Origin of the sequence: Embleya sp. AB8, assembly GCF_049739465.1 — a bacterium.
Classification (GTDB): domain Bacteria; phylum Actinomycetota; class Actinomycetes; order Streptomycetales; family Streptomycetaceae; genus Embleya.
Map to the genome: position 1 here is coordinate 52,010 of NZ_JBMHHY010000024.1, position 19,405 is coordinate 71,414.

Consider the following 19,405-nt stretch of genomic DNA (forward strand, 5'->3'; position numbering starts at 1 on the left):
AGCTCCCTCTTGCAATGCCCGCCATCCGCCGCTCAGTTGCGTAACCGCGCGTTGAGGCGGGCGGCCTGTCGGGTGAGGTGGTCGCGTTCGGGGAGGCTGGGCGCCGATCGGGCGGCTTCGGCGTACAGGCGTGCCGCGGTCGCCGGGTCGCCGTCCCGCTCGTGCAGATACGCGGCGACGGCGGTGTGCCGGGGCAGGGCCGGGTCCAGCTCCGCCAACGCGGCCAGACCGGCTCGCGGGCCGTCGGCCTCGCCGACCGCGACGGCCCGGTTGAGCCGGACCACCGGGCTGTCGGTGAGGCGCACCAGTTCGTCGTACCACTCGACGATCTGTACCCAGTCGGTCTCCTCGGCCGTGCGGGCGTCGGCGTGCAGCGCGGCAATGGCGGCCTGGGCCTGGAACTCGCCCAGGCGATCGTGCGCGAGGGCCGCCTGGAGCACGTCGACGCCCTCGGCGATCAGGCGGGTGTCCCACCGGCCTCGGTCCTGCTCGGCGAGCGGCACGAGCCGGCCGTCCGGGTCGATCCGGGCCGGGCGCCGGGCGTGGTGGAGCAACATCAGCGCGAGCAGCCCGGCGACCTCCTCGTGGTCGATCCCGGCCGCCAGTTGGCGGGTGAGCCGGATCGCCTCGGCGGCGAGGTCGACGTCGCCGGAGTAGCCCTCGTTGAAGACCAGGTAGAGCACCCGCAACACGGTGGCGACGTCGCCGGGTTGGTCGAACCGGACACCTGCGACGGTGCGCTTGGCCCGGCTGATCCGCTGGGCCATGGTCGCCTCCGGCACGAGGTAGGCCCGGGCGATCTGACGGGTGGTCAGGCCGCCGACCGCGCGCAGCGTGAGTGCGACGGCCGAGGCCGGGGTCAGGGTCGGGTGCGCGCACAGGAAGTACAGCCGGAGCGTGTCGTCCACGGCCTGGACCGGACCGGGCCCGGGCTCGTCCTCGACGCGTACCTCACGCTGCCGTCGCGAGGTGTCGGCCCGGGCGGCGTCGAGGAACTTGCGCCAGGCCACGGTGACCAGCCAGCCCTTGGCGTCCTGCGGCTGGTTGTCGGGCCATCGGCGCACGGCCTCGACCAGGGCGTCCTGTACGGCGTCCTCGGCCGCCGCGAAGTCGGCTCCGCGGCGGACGAGGATGCCGATCACCACGGGGGTGAGGGTGTGCAACAGCGCCTCGTCCACGGTGCGTCACTCCCTGATGGTCGACGCCGCGGTCAGGAACGGGCGTACCTCGAGCCACTCCCGAACCGGCTGCCCACCCGCGCCGGGAGCCTCGGACAACTCGGCGGCCAGTTCGAGCGCCCGGTCGTAGGTCTCGACGTCGATCACCATCCAGCCGGCGATCAGGTCCTTGGTCTCCGCGAACGGGCCGTCGGTGACCGGCGGTCGGCCCGCGCCGCCGGAGCGCACGAACGTACCCTCCGGGGAGAGCGCCTGGCTGTCGACGAACTCGCCGGTGCGCTCGAGCCGAGCGGCGAAGTCCTCCATGTACCGCACGTGGGCGGTGATTTCCGCCGGCGTCCACTGGTCCATCGGCACGTCGTTGGCCGATGCGGGCGCGCCTCGATAGTGCTTGAGCAACAGATACTTGGCCATCGTCTTCTCCTTGCTGCGGTACGGCCGTGGTGGCCGGGTTCACTGCGGGGACGGAGCCACGGGCAGGTTCTCGACATCCTCGGCATCCCGGCGCGAGATTCCTTCTTCCGGCGGGCGTCAGGCGCGTCGGCTCTCCTCCCGCCGATCGACAACCGGGCGCGTGGCACTTCGAGATCGTAACGGCACCCTGGGTGACCGGACGGTGATCGCCGTCGCACCGTGTGTCCGTAACGTCAAGGCGAGGTGTCCTTGGACGGTGGTGGAGCCAGTCGCCCTGTCATCCAACATCCAACATCCAACATGCAATCGAGGTATTCGACACCGAACCCAGGCGGGCACGCCCTCGCGCCGCCCCGACCGGCCGGTACCGCCAACGGCGATACCGGCGCGATCGAGGCGGTTGTACATGTGCCGGCTACCGCCATCGAGGAGGGCCGGGCCCTGTCCTCCTCGATGAGCAGTCGGGGCTAGCGCAGATGCCGGCTGAAGAACCGGGCCGCGGCGTCCCCGGCGAACTGCGGGACGCCGGTATGCCCGCCCATGTTGGCCTCCAGCGTCTTCTCCTCGGAGCCGAAGGCGTCGAACAGGTCCAGGGCCGCCTGCCGGTCGTTCCCTTCGTCGTCCCACTGCAACAGGACGTGCAGCGGAATGGTGACCCGGCGGGCCTCCTCGAACATGGCGCGAGGCACGAGACTCCCGGCGAAGAGGCCGGCGGCCACGATGCGCGGCTCGACCACGGCAAGGCGAACGCCGATGGAGATCACTCCCCCCGAATACCCGACCGGGCCGCCGATTTCGGGCAGCGACAGGAGGGCGTCAAGGGCGGCCTGCCATTCCGGGACCGCCTTGTCGACGAGCGGGAGGATCAGGGCGTCGATGATCTCGTCACTGACCGGCTCGCCGGCTTCCATAACCCGGCGCAGGTCGGCGCGGGCCTGCTCGGCGGCGGCCCAACGGGGCCGGTCACCGCTCCCGGGGAGTTCGATGGTGGCCGCGGCGAAGCCATCCGCCGCGGCGTGCCGGGCCCGCGCCACCAGTCGGGGGTACATCTTGCGCAGCCCGAGCGAGGGGTGGCCGAGCAGGATCAGCGGCGCCGGTGCGGATGCGGATGCCGATGCGGGCGTCCACAGGATGCCGGGGATCTCGCCGAGGGTGAATTCGCGCTCGAGGACGCCGTCGTCGAGGCGTTGTTCCGAAGTGAATTGCATGGTCGTGCCTTTCGGGAGTGCGCTTGAACGGCGCTCCCGGACGACCTATCGCCCGACCGTGACCCCGGAGGAGAGCACCCATGTCGATACTGCGTTCACGGGTACCACCTCCTCGTTCTCTCGCACGGCCTCCGGAAAGGTAGCAGTGGCCGCCGTGGTCCGCCAGCGGGTTTTGCGGACTTCCGCCGCGCCGGGAAGGCGGTGCGTGTTCCCCTCCTTCCCGGCGAGGCGACGGCGATCGTGCGCACACCTTGACGTCAGGTGTCCATGACACGTACTCCCGGAGCGTCTTCGTCTTCGTCTTCGTCTTCGTCCTCGTCTTCGTCCTCGGTCCGGAGTTCGGGTTCCGAGCAGGGATGGTCCCTTCGGAACTGCCGGGAACAGGCAGTGCACGTACGAATGCGACCGTGTGAGGATGCGCCTGCCGGCACCGAGGGAGCCGGCCGCCTGGCAACGACCATGCGGTCGAGCCCTCCATCAGTCGGAGCATGTGACCGCAGGTCAGGGCACGCGTGATCGGATGAGCGGATGAGCGAGCGCGGCATGAGGTACGGGCCGTTGGAGCAGGTCGACGGACGCTGGGTGATGGGTGACACGCAGACCGGCGATGCCTGGTTGGAGTTCCGCACGGACGGGCTGTACCAGCACGTGCGAGGCTGGGAGGGACAGTTGATCCCCTGGCCCAGGATCATGGGGGCCAACATCAAGATCGGCGGCTCTCTTTCCAGGGCCCGAGTGACGCCGACGGGGCTGCTCTGCGGGCTGCCCGGCCCATGGAGAGGGCATGGCGGAGGGCGTCTGGATCTGACCCTCCGAAACCCGTACGGACCCTACCCGGCACGCTTCGAGCGCCACCCGAGCTGGTACAGGCTCGTCGAAGTCGACCTGGCGTGCATGCTGGTGTCCGAGACCATGGAGGCGGGCGAGGGAAGCCGGTTGGGCGACCCGGAGTGGCTGAGCCGGGCGGTCGGAGTGCTGGCTACGCGGCGTCGCCGGCGGCCACGTGAGATACGCAGGGTGCTGGCCGCGGCCCGTCAGGTCTGAGCGTTCAACGTGTGGACCGCTCACGCCCTTGCCCCGGGACGGCCCGGCGCCGTCGCCGAAGCCCTCGCCGCCGAGCCGTCCACCCACCACCTGAGGAGCCGACCACCATGCAGTACCGCACCATCGCCGACACCACCGTCAGCGCCATCGGCCTGGGCGCCATGCCGCTGTCCATCGAGCACCGCCCGGACCGGACGCAGGCCATCGCCACCATCCATGCCGCCCTCGACGCCGGCGTCACGCTCATCGACACCGCCGACAGCTACCACTGGCACGGCGACGAGATCGGCCACAACGAACTGCTGATCGCCCGCGCTCTGGCCGACTACGGCGGCGACACCTCCGATGTCCTGGTGGCCACGAAGGGCGGTCGCGGCCGGCCCGGCGACGGGAGCTGGACCGTCACCGCCACCCCGAAACATCTCAAGCGCGCCGCCGAGGCCTCCGCCGAGCGCCTGGGCGTGGACACGATCGGCCTGTACCAACTGCACAAGCCGGACCCGGCCGTGCCCTGGGCGGAATCCGTGGGCGCGCTGCGCGAGTTGCTCGACGCCGGCACGATCCGCGCCGCCGGCATCTCCAACGTCACCACCGCCCAGATCCGCGAGGCGCACACGATCCTCGGCGACGCACTCGTCTCCGTACAGAACCAGTACTCCCCCGCCGTCCGCGACAGCGAGCCCGAACTGCGCCTGAGCACCGAACTGGGCCTGGCCTTCCTGCCCTGGAGCCCGCTGGGCGGCATCCGGCGCAGCTCCCTCGACGGCGCCTCCGGGCCCACCTCCACCGGTACCGCCTTCCACCGCATCGCGCACGAACGCGGCGTCAGCCCGCAGCAGATCGCCCTGGCCTGGCTGCTCGCCCGCTCGCCGGCGGTGATCCCGGTACCGGGCGCCGGCCGCCCGGCCTCCATCACCGATTCGGCCAAGGCCGCGGAGCTCACCCTGAGCCCGGAGGAACTGACGCGACTCGAGGATGCCCTGCCGAGCTGAGGTGGTGGGCGGGTGGTGCGGTTACCGGTGCGCGGCCAGGAACGGGAGGACGATGTCGGCCATCTCGTCGGGCACTTCCTCCGCCAGGTCGTGGCCGGCGTCGAATACGTGTCCGGTGACGTCGTGGGCCATCAGCCGCATCTGGGACTCGTTGCGGTCGCCGATGAACGCGGATCCACCGAGCGCCAGGACCGGGATGTCCAGTTTCTGCCGCGCGGCCTGCCGGTTCTGTTCGGCGTCGACGAGCATCGCCCGGTAGATCGAGAGCATCGCGCGGATGCCGCCGGGCATCGAGTAACAGCGCACGTATTCGTCGATCGTGTCGGGGGTGGCGCTGTCGGGCCGGCTGCGCTCGAACTTGATCATGTAGGTGATCAGTTCGCGCTCGTGTCCGGCGATCAGCATCTCGGGTACGTCCGGCTGGAAGTAGAAGCCCAGATGCCACAGGTGCATGCCGCCGGAGACGTTCTCGGGGGTGAGGGCCGTATGGTCCTCGAAGCCGAATCCGGGGAACAGCGCCTCGGCGAACACGAGGGCCGTGACGTGGTCGCGGTGGCGCGCGGCGAGCTGGTAGCCGATCACCGCTCCCCAGTCCTCGCCCGCCACCGCGTATGTCTCGTGTCCGAGGCGGGCCATCAGTTCGGCGATGTCGTCGCTCATCGTCGCGGAGTCGTAGCCGTCCGCCGGGCGGGCGGAGTCGCCGAGACCACGCAGGTCGGGCACGACGACGGTGTAGTGCGGGGTCAGCTTCGGCACGAGGTGGCGCCAGTGGTAACCGGTCTTGGGCACACCGTGCAGGAGCACGAGCGCGGGTCCGGACCCGGCGGTGCGGTAGTGCAGACTCGTTCCGTTGACGGCAACTCGGCCGGTGTGGACGGGCGTTCCGTCGTGGTCGATCATCATGTCTTCCCATTTCTGGTTTCTGGTTCTGGTTCTGGTTTCTGGATCGCTCGATACAGTTTTTGGGCAGGGAAAATCAGCCGAGGGCGGCCAGGGCAACCTCCACGAGGGGTTCGAGGGCGTGCACATCCGGGGTGGTCTTCGCGGAGACGAGCAGTCCGTTGAGGAAGGTGACCAGGAAGGCGGCCAGCGTGTGCGGGTCGTGCCGCGCCGCGATCTCGCCCCGTTCCGCCGCGACCCGCAACACCTCGGCGAGCGCATCCCGACTGGCGTCCTGCGTGTCCCGCACGATGCGCCGGATCGCCGCATCCGCCGGCAGGCGCTCGCAGGCGGCATTGACCACCAGACACCCCCGACCGCCGTCTGCCACGGCGATCCGGATCCGCTCGACCAGCATCGTCCGGATCGCCGACCGGGCGTCCGCCCCCTCCTCCAGGCTGCGCAGGGCCTCCGCCGCGAGGGTGGTGCGGTAGTGCTCCAGCGCCGCCCGGTACAGGCCGTCCTTGTCGCCGAACGCGGCATACAGGGACCCCTGCCCGATCCCCAGGTGCCGGGTCAGGTCGCGCACCGAAGTCGCCTCGTAGCCACGCGTCCAGAACAGCTCCATCGCGCGGCTCACCGCCGCCTCTGTGTCGAACTCCCGGGTCCTCGCCATGACTCCACCGTAACCTATCTGGATCGATCGCTCAAGAAAGCGGTCGCGGCCATCAGGCGTCACGCCGTCGCAGGACCACATAGCCGCCGATCAAAGCAGCGGTGGTCCAGGCCAACAGGATGGCGAGGGCGGTCCCGGGGCCGTAGTCGGGGCCGAAACGGTCGTCCCCGGGCGCGCCGGCGATGTGCATCAGTTCCAGGCCGGCCTGGTCGGGCAGATACTGGAGAACCGGTTTGAGCACGGGGACGTTGCCCAGTCCTTGGGAGCCGAGGAACAGCAGCGGCAGCAGCAGGCCGAGGGCGGCGGCCGAGCTGCGCACGATGGTCGCGATTCCCATGGACATGGCGCAGATCGAGGTCAGGTACGCGACCGCTCCGGCGAGCGCCGACGGAATCCCGTCCGCGGTGAGGGTGGTGCCGTGTGGACCGAGGAGTACCTGTGCTCCGGCGAAGGTGGCGAGGACGGTGGCGATCGAGCCGGCGAGGGCAACCAGCGTGCCGGCGAGCAGCTTGGCGCCGTAGAACATCCCCCGCCGAGGCACCGCGGTCAACGACCCGCGAATCGACCCGGACGAGTACTCGGAGCCGACGAGCAGCACGCCGAACACGACGAGGGCCAACTGCCCGAGGGTCACGCCGTACAGGCCAGCCATCAACGGGCTGAAGTTGACGACGTGTTCGATGTCGCCGCGCCACTGGTACGCGACGAGGGCACTGACCCCGGCGCTGAGCGGGAGGGTCGACAACAGTGCGAGACGGGTCGAGCGCACGGTCCACATCTTGATCCACTCGGCGGCGAGCAACGCCCCGGACCGGCTTCCGCTCATTGGTGCGCTCCCCCGCTCGGGTGCGCTCCCTCGCTCGAGTGCGCTCCCCCGCGCGACCCCGCCCGGTGTTCGACCGCGTCGGCCGTCAGCAGTAGATACGCCTCCTCCAGGGACACGCTCTTCCGGGCCACCTCGTGCACCGCCACCGCGTGCCGTGCGGCGAGTTCGCCGAACCGCTCTGCGGTGGCCGCCACTTCGAGGCTGCCGTCCGCGGGCTCGGCGACCGTGATCCCGGCACCGGCCAGCACGTCGCGCAACCGCTGCGGCTCCGGCGTGCGCACCCGCAATCCGGCGTCGGAGTGTCTGTCGATGAACGTGTTCATGTCGGTGTCCGCGAGGAGCCGACCGCGGCCGATGATGACAAGGTGGTCGACCGTGAGCGCCGCCTCGCTCATCAGGTGACTGGACACGAAGACGGTTCGCCCCTGTTGCGCCAGGTCGCGCAGCAGCCGGCGGATCCACAGGATGCCTTCCGGGTCGAGTCCGTTGATCGGCTCGTCGAGGATCAGCACGGCCGGATCACCGAGCAGTGCCGCGGCGATCCCCAACCGCTGACTCATGCCCAGCGAGAATTCCCCCGCCCGCCGGCGTGCGGCATGTTCCAAGCCGGTCAGTTCGATCACCTCGCCCACCCGACGTGCCGGGATCCGGTTGCTGCGCGCCAGGCAGCGCAGGTGGTCGAGCGCGGTGCGTCCGGGGTGCACCGCCTTGGCGTCGAGGAGTGCGCCCACCGTGCGCAACGGGTCGTGAAGTTGCCGGTAGTGCGCGCCGCAGATGTGTACCTCGCCCGTCGTGGGGTGGTCCAGGCCCAGCATCATGCGCATCGTGGTGGACTTCCCGGCTCCGTTGGGGCCGAGGAAGCCGGTCACCCGGCCGGGCCGTACCCGAAAGGTCAGCCCGCCTACCACGGTGGTTCGTCCCTGACGTTTGGTCAGGTCGGTGACTTCGATCATGCGGGACATGGTCGGCGACCCGGCGCGGCGCTCGCGTCCGGCTCGGGATGGACCGTACTTTCTCCGCCCCGGGGTGGGATACCGCGCGTCGCCGGCGGTGGACATCCGACCGTGGGGGGAGCAGTCGCCCCAACCGGTGAGCGGAGGTGGTGCGGTGTACGCCCTCGATAGGGTCGAGCGGTGCAAGCAGGTACGGCCGCGGACTTCGACAACCCTCCGATCCTGGCCCGGCGGCTGAGCCGGCGCCGGCGAATACTCCTGGACGGCGTGCTCGTGCTCGTCTACGCGGCCACCCTGCTGGTGGCCGGGCCGACCGGCGTGTCCTCCTCCGCACCGCCGTCCTCGGACCCGGCCCCGTGGGAGCGGCTCGTGCTGATCGCCGCGACCGCGGCGCCGGTTGCCGCACGGCGGATCAAACCGTTGCCCGTGTTCGTGGTCGTGCTTGCGGCCACCGCGGTGGCCGTCATGCGGGACGAGGCGTGGGATCCGTTCCTGCCGGCGGCATGCGCCCTCTATACGGTCGCCGTCACCGTGCCGTTGAACCGTTGGTGGCAGCGCTGGTTGCCCGGCCTGGCCATCGCCGTATTGACGGCCGCCGGCGTGGTCGCGGCGATCCGTACCGGCGGAGGCGACCACTGGCGCAACGGGCCGGGCCTGCTGTTGCTCGGCTTCGTCGCGCTGCTCGGCGCCTGGCAATTGGGGCGCGCCGCGAGAATGCGGCGAGCGTTCGCCGCCCGGGCGGCCGAGCAGCTCGCGCAACGCGCCGTCACCGAGGAACGCCTGCGGATCGCCCGCGAGTTGCATGACGTCGTCACACACAGCATGGGCCTGATCGCGGTCAAGGCCGGCGTCGCCAACCATGTCCTGCACGTCAGACCGCAGGAGGCGCACGACGCGCTGCGCGTCATCGAACACACCAGCCGCACCGCGCTGAACGACATGCGCCGGATGCTCGGCGTACTGCGTACACCCGAGGACGCGCGGCAGGCGGCGGACCTCGGCCCGGCGCCGGGCACCGCCGCTCTCCGCGAACTCGTGCGGCAGGCCGACGCGCAGTTGACCACGCGCGGTGTGGAGGGTGTTCCCGACGCCGTCGCGCTGACCGTCTACCGGATCGTGCAGGAGGCACTCACCAACGTCGCCAAACACGCCGGCCCGGCAACTCGCTGTCAGGTGGTGGTCGATGCGAACGGCCACGAGGTCCGGCTCGACATCGTGGGCATGCGCGAACGTGTCGCCCTCCACGGCGGTACCCTCACCGCCGGACCGCGCCCCGAAGGCGGCTTCACGATACACGCGTTCCTGCCGTACGAGTACAACTTCGACTACGACTACGACTACAAGGAGGACGCGTGACCGAGCCCGACGACCATCCCGACGATCGTCCCGGCGACCCGATCCGCGTCCTGATCGCCGACGACCAGGCGCTGTTGCGCGGCAGCCTCCGGGTGCTCGTCGACACCGAGCCCGGCCTGATCACCACCTCGGAGGCGGCAACCGGCACCGAGGCGGTACGGCTGGCCCGGCGGGATCGACCGGACGTGATTCTGATGGACGTTCGGATGCCCGACATGGACGGCATCGAGGCGACCCGGCAGATCTGCGGTTCCCCCGAGAACACGAACGTCAAGGTGCTCATCCTGACCATGTTCGATCTGGACGAGTACGTCTACGCCGCCCTGCGCGCGGGCGCCAGTGGGTTCCTGCTCAAGGACACCCCACCCCGCGAACTGCTGGCGGCGGTTCGGGTCCTCGCCGCCGGGGACGCGTTGTTGGCACCGGCGGTAACCCGGCGCCTGATCGCGGAGTTCGTCCATCGCCCCGAATCCGTACACCCACCACGTCACAGCCTGGACGGCATCACCCGGCGCGAACACGAGGTCCTCACCCTGGTCGCCCGCGGCCTTTCCAACACCGAGATCGCCGAACGCCTCTTTCTGGGCGTCGCCACCGTCAAGACCCACATCGGCCACCTGCTCGGCAAGCTCGACGCCCGTGACCGCGCCCAATTGGTGATCGTCGCGTACGAAAGCGGCGTGGTCACGGTGGCAACACCACCGAGCGGCAGCTGAGACGCGCCGTCCAGCGTCGGGAGTGGAGTCCTCGGGACCACTCGTGGCCCTCGGACTCGTTCGTGCAGCCTCACATCCGGGATCTCAGCACGTCGACCTCGCAGCCCGGTGCGGACGGGTCGAAGCCGTGCTCGACCAGCCAGCGGACCGCCATCAGGCTGCGCAGCGACCACCACGCGCGGATCACGTCGAGGTCGACGTCGGTGCCGTAGCCGGCGACGACGTCGCCGAGGTGCTCCTCGTACCCGAGCGTCAGGACGGCGAGGTCGTACAGGGCATCGCCCCGACTCGCCTCGGACCAGTCGACCACGCCGGTGACCTCGTCACCGTCGACGAACACGTGGGCGACTTGCAGGTCCCCGTGCGTGAACACCGGTGTCCACGGCCGCAACGCATCCTCGGCGACGCGGCGGTTGCGCGTGACCAGGTCGGTGGGCAGGAAGCCGTTCGTAACGAGGCGGGCGCATTCCACGTCGAGGGCGGATGCGAGTTCGGCGACGCCGCGACCGGGCCATGGCGGCAGTGGCGCGTCGTGCAGCTTCCGTACGGCGGCACCCGCCGCGGCCCACGCCGCCGGCGACGCGGTCGACGGCTCGCCGAGGCGGCCGAGCGCCGTGCCCGGGAGGGCGGCGAGCGCGAGCACGGGCGGCTTCCGCCACAGGACTTCCGGAGTCGGGATCGGCGCCATGGCCATCGCCTCGACCTCGACGTCGGTGCGCCTCCGATCGGCGTCGATCTTCAGGAACACGTCACCGACGCGCAGGGTCGCGCGCTCGTTATGGGCGACAACGACCTCGACATCATCCACGTCGACGATTATCGCGGCACGACCGCCGATGTCGCCGGGGTTTATCGCGGGCGAGCACCCGACCGACCGGACCCGGCCATGCGTGAGCGATGAGTTTGGCCGGCGGATCGGGTCTGCCCTGGCATGACTCGAATCATCGCCGACATCTCGGTCTCTCCCACCGGCTGCGTCACCGGGCCCGACCCCGGCCCGGACCGTCGTCCCGACCCCGGCCCGGACAACGATCCGGGCCGGGGTCGGGACGACGGTCCGGGCACCGGCCGCAAGGCCCCGCACACGTGGGCGTTCTCCGAGGGCCCCCGACGACCGCCGGGTCCTGCGCGAGCGGACCGCCCGCTCGGGCGCCGGGACAACACTGTCCGCCAGGACAACACCGTTCACCTACGACGTCTGCCGGTGATCCGATGACCACTGTCAATGCCAATGAAATCGCCTTGGGCATCGAGTCGTTCGGTGCCGACGACGCGCCACTGGTCCTGCTCGCGGGCGGGACGACGATGCTCTCCTGGCCCGACGCGCTGTGCGAGCGCCTCGCCGCCGGCGGGCGCCGGGTGGTGCGCTACGACCTGCGCGACAGCGGGGAAGCGACGACGACGGATCCGCAGGCGCCCGCCTACACCCTGCGCGACCTCGCCGCCGACACGGCGGCCCTTGCCGACGCGCTCGGCGGGGGACCCGCGCACCTCGCGGGGATCGGCGTCGGCGGGATGGTCGCCCAGGTGGCCGTGCTCGACCATCCGGGCGCGTTCTCGGCACTCACCCTGGTCGGCACCCGCGCGGTCGCCCCCGGCCCACCCGACGACGACCTCCCCGACCATGACCAGGCGACGATGGGTCGGTTGTTCGCACGTCCGATGCCCGATTGGACCGACCGCGAGGCGGTTGCGGAGTTCGCCGCCGGCGGCGCGGAGATTCTCGGCGACGACCCCGCCGCCGCGCGCACGATCGCCGCGCGCATCTGGGACCGCACGCCCGGCACCACACCCCCCGTCCAGATGGCCAACCAGATGCGCATGGTGTTCTCCAGGCTCGACTGCCAACCCCGCCGGCGCGAGCGCCTGCCCGAGATCGAGGTCCCCACGCTCGTCGTGCACGGCCGCCGCGACCGGTTCTTCCCCGTCGGCAACGGCGAGGCGATCGCGCGCGAGATCCCCGGGGCACGGCTGCTCGTCCTCGACGAAGCCGCCACCGCGATCCCCTTCAGGACTCCTGGACTTCGAGTTGCCTCGCGGCCGCCGCCACGGTCTGCGCGAGCAGGACGGCGATGGTCATCGGGCCCACGCCACCGGGTACCGGCGTGATCAGACCGGCTCGGGTGCGGGCGCTGTCGAACTCCACGTCGCCGACGTTGCCCGGGTTGTACCCCGCGTCGATCACCACCGCGCCGGGCTTGATGTCCTCGCCCCGGATCAGCCGGGGCCGTCCCACGGCCGCCACCACGACGTCTGCTTCCCGAACGAGCGCCGACAGGTCCGCCGTTCGCGAGTGGCAGTACGTCACTGTCGCGTCCTTCGCGAGAAGCAGCATCCCGACCGGTTTCCCGAGGATCGCGCTGCGTCCGACCACGACAGCGTGCTTGCCGGCGAGTTCGACGTCGTACGCCTCCAGCAACCGCATGATCCCGCCTGGTGTGCAGGACACGAAGCCCGGCAGTGCGAAGCTCATTGCGGCGAAGGAATGCATCGTGACCCCGTCGACGTCCTTCTCCGGGGCGATGGCCTCGAACGCCGCTCGCTCGTCGACGTGCGGGCCGCAGGGATGCTGGAGCAGGATGCCGTGGACTGCCGGATCATTCGACAGGGCCGTGAGCGTGTCGATCAGTTCGGCGGTGGTGGTGGCGGCCGGCAGACCGACGAGTCGGGACTGGATGCCCGCCTTGGCGCAACGGGCCCGCTTCATGCGGACATACGTGACCGAAGCGGGGTCCTCCCCCACCAGGACCGTCGCCAGACAGGGACTGGTTCCGGTGCGCTGTGCGATGTCCGCCGCCTTGACGGTGGCCTCTTCGACGATGCGTCCGGCGAGGCTGGTGCCGTCCATGAGCTGAGCCGACCGAGTCGGAGTCATCGTTGCCCTCCAGGCGTTGTTGACCAATCGCCCAGGCGCACGGCATCGACTTCCCGTCAGGCCGCTCCCCGGTGGTGCTCCACCTCAGCGCCAGTCACGGCCCACACCGAACTGTAGTAGATGCCTCATCCGCACCGGGCCCGATCGGCGTCCTCGACCGGAGCGACACACGAACCGCCGTCCCCCGGTCGGGAGTTCTCCGACCGCGAGGCTGTTCTTCACTTCGGTCGGCGTCACCCGGACGATCACCCGCGCGGTCGCGTCGGGCTCCGGCGGCGGGGCCTCGCCGAGGTACCTGAGCGGGAGTGCCGGCGGAAGCTCCTTCGCCTGCGCTCGCGTCCTGGCGGTGCCCTGCCCATTCACAGGCGGGGAGCTGGCGGTCGTGCCTTCCGCGGTGCCGTGTTGCCGGGTACGGCTACTGTGCCGGTCATGTCTGGTGATCTGCGGGACATCCGCCCGCGTGCCGAATCTGCCGTGGCCGTTGGGTGGTTGGCCGATCCGGGGTTCCTGGTGAACGAGGACCCGGGATCGGTGACGGCGTTGCTGGAGGCGGCGTCGGGTCCGGCGGCGCGATTGGTCGCGTCGGTGTACCGGGCCTCGACAGACCTGGATCGTGACGTCACCGCGGGGGTACGCCGACAGCTGCTGGCGCTGGAGGCGGCCCGTCATGGGGAGCGGAAGCTGTCGGCGCGGATCACCGCGGTACCGGTGCCGGACGAACCCGCCGCGCCGTGGGGCGTCGAGTGGGCCACCGGCTCCCAGCTCGACCGGTCCCTGCGTCGTATTCCGACCGGCCACACCGAAGTGTTGTTGGCGGTGGCGACGGCGGTGCTCGACGGCCGCCCCATGGCGGTCACCGGCAGTTGTGACCGGACCGTGCGGGTATGGGACCTGACCACCGGCCGGCAGCTCGGCCGACCCCTCACCGGCCACACCGGCGAGGTGGGCGCGGTGGCGACGGCGATGGTCGACGGCCGCCCCGTGGCGGTCACCGGCGGTTCCGACCGGACCGTACGGGTGTGGGACCTGACCACGAGCGAGCAGATCGGCGAGCCGCTCACCGGCCACGCGGCTGCGGTTGGGGCGGTGGCGACGGCGGTACTCGACGGCCGTCCCGTCGCGGTCACCGGCAGCGGCGATGACGGGGTGCGCGTGTGGGACTTGACTACGCGCGAGGGGATCGGCGAGCCGCTCACCGGCCACACCTCTGTTGTGTACGCGGTGGCGACGGCGATACTCGACGGCCGTCCCGTCGCGGTCACCGGCAGCCAGGACAACACCGTGCGGGTATGGGACTTGACTACGCGCGAGGAGATCGGCGAGCCGCTCACAGTCGCCCACTCCGGCGCACCGCTGTGGCCGGACGAGGAGGGGGTACGAGCGGTGGCGACGGGGGTGGTCGATGGCCGCCTCGTGGCGGTCACCGGTGGCCACGACGCAACCGTGCGGGTATGGGATCTGACCACGCGCGAGCAAATCGGCGAGCCACTCACCGGCCACGACGGCTGGGTGTTGTCGGTGGTCACGACCACGATCGAAGGCCGCCCCTGCATCGTCAGCGCAGGCGAGGACTGGACGCTCCGGGTGTGGGATCTGGCCACGGGCGAGCAGGTCGGCGAGCCGGTGATCGGCCATGGCGACAAGGTGCGGGCGGTGGCAACGGCGGTGCTGGACGGCCGTCCCCACGTGATCGCCGGCAGTCAGGACGGGATCGTGCGGGTGTGGGACCTGCCTGCGGTTCGGCAGGTCGGCGAGCCCCGGACCGGCCACACCGACCAGGTGAACGCCGTGGCGACGACGGTGGTCGACGGCCGCCCCCTGGCGATCACCGGCGGCAACGACGGCACGGTACGGGTGTGGGACCCGACCACCGGCCGGCAGCTCGGCCGGCACCTCGCCGGCCAGGACGAAGGGGTGTGGGCGGTGGCGACGGCGGTGGTCGACGGCCGCCCCCACGTGATCGCCGGCTGCTGGGACGGGATGGTGCGGGTGTGGGACCTGACCACGGGCGACCCGGTGGGTGAGCCGCTTGCGGGTCACGACGGCTGGGTGTTGGCGGTGGCGACGGCAGTGGTCGACGGCCGCCCCTTGGCGATCACCGGCGCCTTCGATGACGTACGGATCTGGGACCTGACTGCGGGTCGGCAGGTCGGCGAGCCCCTGACCGGCCACACCGGCGAGGTAAACGCCGTGGCGACGGCGGCGGTCGAGGGCCGCGCCGTCGCGGTCACCGGCGGCGACGATGGCACGGTGCGGATCTGGGACCTGACCTCGCGCGAACAGATCGGCCAACCCCTCACCGGCCACACCGAGCAGGTGTTGGCGGTGGCGACGGCGGCGGTCGAGGGCCGCCCCGTCGCGGTCACCGGCGGCAGCGACGGCACGGTGCGGATCTGGGACCTGACCACGCGCGAACAGATCGGCCAACCCCTCACCGGCCACGCCGACGAGGTGAACACGGTGGCGACGACGGTGGTCGACGGCCGCCCCCTGGCGATCACCGGCGGCGACGATTGCACAGTACGGGTCTGGGACCTGACCACCGGCAACCAGGTCGGGCCGGAATTGCTGTTCCCGCAGCGGGTCTTCGCGGTGGCCGTGGTGCCGGATGGCCGGTTGGTGGTGGGCTTCGGCTGGGAGGTCGCGGTGTTGGCCCACCGTTGACCGGGCCCCGCACGAACGTCGCGCGGTACGAGCCACTCGCGAGGTCCGGGTGCTGGACCGCACGGTCGGTCGGTCGGCCGCGACCTGTTGCGCCGCTCCCCGCACCGCGTCGAACTCACCCTGGCCGGCCAAGCACTGCCGACCCGCGCCCGCCGACTCCTGGACGACGTGGTCGACGTGGTCGACGCGATCTCCACCACCCGATCGGTCGGCGGCGAACTCGCCGGATGGATCGCCCGCTTCCGGGAGAGCAGCCCGCTCGCGCCCGAAGCCGGCCGACCAGGCCGTCCGCACCACCTGAGCCTGCCGGCGTTCGGTCTGCGAGACGGCGTACTGCGGGTCGTCCTGGACGGCGAACCCGTGCTGGGCACCGTCGAGTTCCTCCTGCCATCCGGCGCTTTCCCCGTGCCCGCGCAGATCGAAGCGCAGCGAGGGGTCACTTGGATTCGAGTCGTCCCAGCGGGTGGCCGTCGGCGAGAACCCTCTGGGCCTTCTCCCAGTCGGTGTGGTCGATCCCGGTGACGTGGCGCAGGTAGGCGAGGGTGACCTGCTGGACGAGAGCGACGCGGCCGGGATCTTCGTCGGTGGTCTCCGCCGCCTGATAGCCGGAGATGCCGCCGAGGAAATGCTCGGCGCCGTGGACGGTGAGAAGGCTCTTGTTGCCGCGGCTGAGGGTGTAGGGGTCGGTCGTCCAGGCCGGTCCCCGGGTGGAGAGCGGGAGGTCGTCCTTGTCACCGGCGACGACGAGTCCGGGGGCGGTGATGTGGGAGAAGTCCTGATCGCGTAGCCAGGGAAGGTTCTCGTGGGCGAAGGGGGTCAGTTCGTCGCCGCCCTTGCCGGCGGTGGCCATCTGGATACTGGCCATGACCCGGGAGTCCGACAGGTCCTCGGCGATGCCGGTGTGCGGGTCCTTGACGCGCAGGCCCACCAGGATGCCCGCGGTCTGGCCGCCGAAGGAGTGGCCGGCCGCGACGACACGGCTGTGGTCGACCCGGCCGACCAGGCCCGGCACGGACGCCTCCAGAGTCCCGAGCTCGTCCAGGATGCGCCGCATGTCGTGCACCCGGTGGCGCCACAACCGGGGCCTGCGGGGATCGTCCGCGGCCAGGCCGAGCCGCTTGGAGTCCAGGTGGGTGGCCTGGACGACCACGAATCCGCGGGAAGCCCAGTGGTCGACCAGCGGCGCGTAGCCGTCCAGGTCCGAGCCGAACCCGTGGGCGAACAGCACGAGGGGCAGACCGGTGCCGGTGGCCGGGGCGGAGACGCGTACCTGCAGGTCCGCACCGCGCTGCGGTTCGCGCAGCACGAGAGGCTTGACCGATACGGTCGGGGTGGGCTCGGGACCGGTGAGACCGGTCGCCTGGTACGTGATCATGCGTGTGCCTTTCAGCTGCGGTGCGAGGTTCAGGCGGTCTTGAGGTCGAGGATGCGCTCGGCGTTGAGGCCTACGGCGCCCCCACGACCGAGGGCGGGGCCGATGCCCGCGGCCTCGGCGGCGTCGAGTGTCCAGCCGTGTTCCTCCACGCCGATCACCCGCCGGGCCGGTGCGGTGTCCTCACTCATGGAGCAGTCCGTTCGTTCGCTTCACGCCTATGCGTGACCTCACTGGATGAATCACCCGGTACCGAGCACGTCACCTACGCTAAAACTTGACGTTGACGTCAAAGGCAAGAACCTGTGGCTCAGGTCACAAGAAGGGAGCCGAACATGCGCATCGGGGAACTCGCCCGTCGCACGGGCGTCACCACCCGGGCCCTGCGCTACTACGAGGAGCAGAACCTACTCGCCTCCGAACGCAGCAGCAGCGGCCAGCGCCACTACGCGGAAGCCGCCGTCGACCGGATCCGCGTGATCCGTCAGCTATACGCCGCCGGCCTGTCCAGCAAGGCCATCGCCGAGCTCACGCCCTGCGTCATCGACGGCAAGGCCACACCCGAACTGCTCCAGCGCCTGGCCGTGGAGCGCGACCACCTCGACCGGCACATCGCGGACCTCGCCCACACCCGGGACCGGCTCGACTCCGTCATCGCCGGTGCCTCTTCCAACATGCACACCGGCGCCCCTTGCCGACGGGATACGACCACCCGGACCGGCATGGACCGCCTGTAGCCGGTGCGCCCGCACCGCTGCGACCCTGGGACCGGCCTCCGCACTCCACGTCGCGCACTGCCCGAGGTGCGGCACCGAATACCCGGGCCCGTGCGGCTCACCCCCGACCCGCCCCGCCCGACGTGACCAGCAGTCACGGCGTGCCGGTCTCCGGCTGCGCCCAGTACGCGAACTCCTCCCGGCAGCCGGCGACCCACCGTGCGAGGACCGCAGCCTCGCCGGGCTCGCGGCTCTCGCGAAGCACGTGGAGTGCGGTGACGTCTCCGCGGCGGGCAACCCACGGCGGGCTGCGGATCTGTATCGCGATCACCTCGCGCCGAATGCCTTCTCACGGCGCGATTACGGATACTTCCTCGCCTTGATGGCCGGCACTCCGGCCGCTGCCGGGGAACCGACCCAGGCAGTCGAGGCCGGCCACGAAGCGCTCACGATCGCCGGCTCGACGGGGTCCGTCCGCACGTACCGGGAATTGGTACGCCTCCTACGCCGCTTGGAGCGTTGGCGCGCACACGGGCGTTCGTGGCCTGTGCGCGCGGATCGGTGCGAGACCTGTCGTGGTCAGCGGTGAGTGGTCACCCATTCGGTGACGGTCTCGACGACCTGTGCCTGCCAGCGTTGGGTCTGTGGGTCGGCATACTGCGGGTCGTCGTGGACGGCGAATCCGTGCTGGGCGCCGTCGAGTTCGACGAGTTCGGCCTTTCCGCCGAGGTGTCGGACGTAGTGGCGTGAGCTGTCGATCGGGATGAAGGTGTCGGCGGTGCCGTGCACGAACAGCGTCGGGATGCGGATCGCGGCCAGTTCCTCGTGGGGGTGGAGGTGGAAGACCTCGTTGAGGAGTGGGCAGCCGAGTCGGAACGTCGGTGAGTGGGCGAGGAATCCGCGCTCGGTCAACGCCTGGGCGGCGTCGGTGTCGAGGTGGTCGTCGTGCCAGTAGGGCTTGTCGGTGACGAAGCGCTTCTTGTAGTCGAGCAGCGGGTTGAAGAGGATCAGGCTGCGGAGGGTGCCCGGGTGACGGGCGGCGTAGAGCGCGCTGACACCGCCCCCGAAGCTGGCGCCGATCAGATGGACCTGGCCGCCGGCCGTCTCGTTCGCGACTTCGACGGCGGCCCGGATGTCGTTGACGATGCCGGCCAGGGTCAAGTCCTCCTGCCGACCGGCGCTTTCCCCGTGTCCGCGAAGGTCGAAGCGCAGCGAGGCGAAGCCGGCCGCCGCGAGTCCTTCGGCGAGGCGGCCGAAGAAGCCGCCCTCCTCGCGGGTGACGCCGCCACCGTGTACCAACACGACGGCGCCCAGGGGGTCTTGGTCCGGACGCACCAGGGTGCCCTGGAGACGGAGGCCGTCCAGGCTCCGGAAGATCAGGTGGGGGTCAGTCGACGCGATATGTGGCTGAATCATCGGAAGAACCTCCGTGGACAACGTTCGGCCTGAGGGGCGAAGTTCGGAAGCGCGCCGAGGCCCCTGGTCCGGGGCCTCGGAGCCCCGGACCAGGGGCCTCGGCAGCAAAGCCGCTATGCG

General features: G+C 70.8%; 19 protein-coding genes, 1 pseudogene and 1 riboswitch. Of the genes and pseudogenes, 8 read left to right on the top strand and 12 right to left on the bottom strand.

What is annotated here, in order from left to right; translation table 11 throughout:
* Positions 1–32: 32 nt before the first annotated feature.
* The 3 genes from ABIA38_RS31820 to ABIA38_RS31830 form a co-directional block, all read right to left on the bottom strand.
* Positions 33–1,178, bottom strand: a complete 1,146-nt coding sequence (locus ABIA38_RS31820) for an RNA polymerase sigma factor (protein ID WP_424642348.1) — start codon at positions 1,176–1,178, stop codon at positions 33–35.
* A 6-nt stretch (positions 1,179–1,184) separates the two neighbouring features.
* Positions 1,185–1,592, bottom strand: coding sequence for a YciI family protein (locus ABIA38_RS31825; protein ID WP_424642349.1), 408 nt, complete (start codon positions 1,590–1,592; stop codon positions 1,185–1,187).
* A gap of 467 nt (positions 1,593–2,059) precedes the next feature.
* Positions 2,060–2,800 carry an alpha/beta hydrolase gene (locus ABIA38_RS31830; protein ID WP_424642350.1) on the bottom strand — a complete coding sequence of 247 codons (741 nt, stop codon included), beginning with the start codon at positions 2,798–2,800 and terminating at the stop codon, positions 2,060–2,062.
* A gap of 528 nt (positions 2,801–3,328) precedes the next feature.
* Between ABIA38_RS31830 and ABIA38_RS31835 the strand changes: the two genes are divergently transcribed.
* Both ABIA38_RS31835 and ABIA38_RS31840 read left to right on the top strand, forming a co-directional pair.
* Positions 3,329–3,844: a hypothetical protein gene (locus ABIA38_RS31835; protein WP_424642351.1), complete on the top strand. Its 516-nt coding sequence runs from the start codon at positions 3,329–3,331 to the stop codon at positions 3,842–3,844.
* A 107-nt stretch (positions 3,845–3,951) separates the two neighbouring features.
* On the top strand, positions 3,952–4,836 hold the full coding sequence (locus ABIA38_RS31840) for an aldo/keto reductase (RefSeq protein WP_424642352.1): 885 nt from the start codon (positions 3,952–3,954) through the stop codon (positions 4,834–4,836).
* Between the two features lie 21 nt (positions 4,837–4,857).
* Here the strand turns inward: ABIA38_RS31840 and ABIA38_RS31845 are convergent, their stop codons facing one another.
* The 4 genes from ABIA38_RS31845 to ABIA38_RS31860 form a co-directional block, all read right to left on the bottom strand.
* Entirely contained in the window at positions 4,858–5,739 is an 882-nt protein-coding gene (locus ABIA38_RS31845; protein ID WP_424642353.1) for an alpha/beta fold hydrolase, read from the bottom strand.
* A gap of 73 nt (positions 5,740–5,812) precedes the next feature.
* Positions 5,813–6,391, bottom strand: coding sequence for a TetR/AcrR family transcriptional regulator (locus ABIA38_RS31850; RefSeq protein WP_424642354.1), 579 nt, complete (start codon positions 6,389–6,391; stop codon positions 5,813–5,815).
* A gap of 52 nt (positions 6,392–6,443) precedes the next feature.
* Entirely contained in the window at positions 6,444–7,217 is a 774-nt protein-coding gene (locus ABIA38_RS31855; RefSeq protein ID WP_424642355.1) for an ABC transporter permease subunit, read from the bottom strand.
* Positions 7,214–8,170 (bottom strand): ATP-binding cassette domain-containing protein, encoded by a 957-nt coding sequence (locus ABIA38_RS31860; RefSeq protein WP_424642356.1) that lies wholly within the window; start codon positions 8,168–8,170, stop codon positions 7,214–7,216. The genes ABIA38_RS31855 and ABIA38_RS31860 overlap by 4 nt, the downstream gene beginning before the upstream one ends.
* A gap of 180 nt (positions 8,171–8,350) precedes the next feature.
* Here ABIA38_RS31860 and ABIA38_RS31865 point away from each other — a divergent pair, with 180 nt between their 5' ends.
* The gene (locus tag ABIA38_RS31865) at positions 8,351–9,526 is read left to right on the top strand and encodes a sensor histidine kinase (protein WP_424642357.1); all 1,176 of its coding nucleotides are present in this window, start codon (positions 8,351–8,353) and stop codon (positions 9,524–9,526) included.
* Positions 9,523–10,242, top strand: coding sequence for a response regulator (locus ABIA38_RS31870; protein ID WP_424642358.1), 720 nt, complete (start codon positions 9,523–9,525; stop codon positions 10,240–10,242). Before ABIA38_RS31865 ends, ABIA38_RS31870 begins: the two co-directional genes overlap by 4 nt.
* A gap of 70 nt (positions 10,243–10,312) precedes the next feature.
* On the opposite strand, the gene ABIA38_RS31875 is transcribed toward ABIA38_RS31870, so the two are convergent.
* Positions 10,313–11,050, bottom strand: coding sequence for a phosphotransferase family protein (locus ABIA38_RS31875; RefSeq protein ID WP_424642359.1), 738 nt, complete (start codon positions 11,048–11,050; stop codon positions 10,313–10,315).
* A gap of 123 nt (positions 11,051–11,173) precedes the next feature.
* On the opposite strand from ABIA38_RS31875, the pseudogene ABIA38_RS31880 reads away from it, so the two are divergent.
* Together ABIA38_RS31880 and ABIA38_RS31885 are read left to right on the top strand one after the other, a co-directional pair.
* Positions 11,174–11,396, top strand: a pseudogene (locus ABIA38_RS31880) (hypothetical protein); the annotation flags it as partial.
* Positions 11,397–11,454: 58 nt separating this feature from the next.
* Complete coding sequence (locus ABIA38_RS31885; RefSeq protein WP_424642360.1) at positions 11,455–12,351, top strand: alpha/beta fold hydrolase; 897 nt, start codon at positions 11,455–11,457, stop codon at positions 12,349–12,351.
* On the opposite strand, the gene ABIA38_RS31890 is transcribed toward ABIA38_RS31885, so the two are convergent.
* Positions 12,251–13,117: a bifunctional 5,10-methylenetetrahydrofolate dehydrogenase/5,10-methenyltetrahydrofolate cyclohydrolase gene (locus ABIA38_RS31890; protein WP_424642361.1), complete on the bottom strand. Its 867-nt coding sequence runs from the start codon at positions 13,115–13,117 to the stop codon at positions 12,251–12,253. The genes ABIA38_RS31885 and ABIA38_RS31890 overlap by 101 nt on opposite strands.
* 22 nt (positions 13,118–13,139) lie before the next feature.
* Positions 13,140–13,225, bottom strand: a riboswitch (ZMP/ZTP riboswitch).
* A 321-nt stretch (positions 13,226–13,546) separates the two neighbouring features.
* Between ABIA38_RS31890 and ABIA38_RS31895 the strand changes: the two genes are divergently transcribed.
* The gene (locus ABIA38_RS31895) at positions 13,547–15,781 is read left to right on the top strand and encodes a WD40 repeat domain-containing protein (RefSeq protein ID WP_424642362.1); all 2,235 of its coding nucleotides are present in this window, start codon (positions 13,547–13,549) and stop codon (positions 15,779–15,781) included.
* 436 nt (positions 15,782–16,217) lie between these two features.
* On the opposite strand, the gene ABIA38_RS31900 is transcribed toward ABIA38_RS31895, so the two are convergent.
* On the bottom strand, positions 16,218–17,156 hold the full coding sequence (locus tag ABIA38_RS31900; RefSeq protein WP_424642363.1) for an alpha/beta hydrolase family protein: 939 nt from the start codon (positions 17,154–17,156) through the stop codon (positions 16,218–16,220).
* Between the two features lie 29 nt (positions 17,157–17,185).
* Entirely contained in the window at positions 17,186–17,344 is a 159-nt protein-coding gene (locus ABIA38_RS31905) for a hypothetical protein (protein WP_424642364.1), read from the bottom strand.
* 144 nt (positions 17,345–17,488) lie between these two features.
* Between ABIA38_RS31905 and ABIA38_RS31910 the strand changes: the two genes are divergently transcribed.
* On the top strand, positions 17,489–17,890 hold the full coding sequence (locus ABIA38_RS31910; RefSeq protein WP_424642365.1) for a MerR family transcriptional regulator: 402 nt from the start codon (positions 17,489–17,491) through the stop codon (positions 17,888–17,890).
* Between the two features lie 558 nt (positions 17,891–18,448).
* On the opposite strand, the gene ABIA38_RS31915 is transcribed toward ABIA38_RS31910, so the two are convergent.
* Positions 18,449–19,285 (bottom strand): alpha/beta hydrolase, encoded by an 837-nt coding sequence (locus ABIA38_RS31915; protein WP_424642366.1) that lies wholly within the window; start codon positions 19,283–19,285, stop codon positions 18,449–18,451.
* Positions 19,286–19,405 lie beyond the last annotated feature (120 nt).

Coding starts and splice junctions, on each gene's coding strand:
- ABIA38_RS31825 (WP_424642349.1), bottom strand. CDS start 1,592: ATGGCCAAGTATCTGTTGCTCAAGCACTATCGAGGCGCGCCCGCATCG.
- ABIA38_RS31830 (WP_424642350.1), bottom strand. CDS start 2,800: ATGCAATTCACTTCGGAACAACGCCTCGACGACGGCGTCCTCGAGCGC.
- ABIA38_RS31835 (WP_424642351.1), top strand. CDS start 3,329: ATGAGCGAGCGCGGCATGAGGTACGGGCCGTTGGAGCAGGTCGACGGA.
- ABIA38_RS31840 (WP_424642352.1), top strand. CDS start 3,952: ATGCAGTACCGCACCATCGCCGACACCACCGTCAGCGCCATCGGCCTG.
- ABIA38_RS31845 (WP_424642353.1), bottom strand. CDS start 5,739: ATGATGATCGACCACGACGGAACGCCCGTCCACACCGGCCGAGTTGCC.
- ABIA38_RS31850 (WP_424642354.1), bottom strand. CDS start 6,391: ATGGCGAGGACCCGGGAGTTCGACACAGAGGCGGCGGTGAGCCGCGCG.
- ABIA38_RS31855 (WP_424642355.1), bottom strand. CDS start 7,217: ATGAGCGGAAGCCGGTCCGGGGCGTTGCTCGCCGCCGAGTGGATCAAG.
- ABIA38_RS31860 (WP_424642356.1), bottom strand. CDS start 8,170: ATGATCGAAGTCACCGACCTGACCAAACGTCAGGGACGAACCACCGTG.
- ABIA38_RS31885 (WP_424642360.1), top strand. CDS start 11,455: ATGACCACTGTCAATGCCAATGAAATCGCCTTGGGCATCGAGTCGTTC.
- ABIA38_RS31890 (WP_424642361.1), bottom strand. CDS start 13,117: ATGACTCCGACTCGGTCGGCTCAGCTCATGGACGGCACCAGCCTCGCC.
- ABIA38_RS31895 (WP_424642362.1), top strand. CDS start 13,547: ATGTCTGGTGATCTGCGGGACATCCGCCCGCGTGCCGAATCTGCCGTG.
- ABIA38_RS31900 (WP_424642363.1), bottom strand. CDS start 17,156: ATGATCACGTACCAGGCGACCGGTCTCACCGGTCCCGAGCCCACCCCG.
- ABIA38_RS31905 (WP_424642364.1), bottom strand. CDS start 17,344: ATGAGTGAGGACACCGCACCGGCCCGGCGGGTGATCGGCGTGGAGGAA.
- ABIA38_RS31910 (WP_424642365.1), top strand. CDS start 17,489: ATGCGCATCGGGGAACTCGCCCGTCGCACGGGCGTCACCACCCGGGCC.
- ABIA38_RS31915 (WP_424642366.1), bottom strand. CDS start 19,285: ATGATTCAGCCACATATCGCGTCGACTGACCCCCACCTGATCTTCCGG.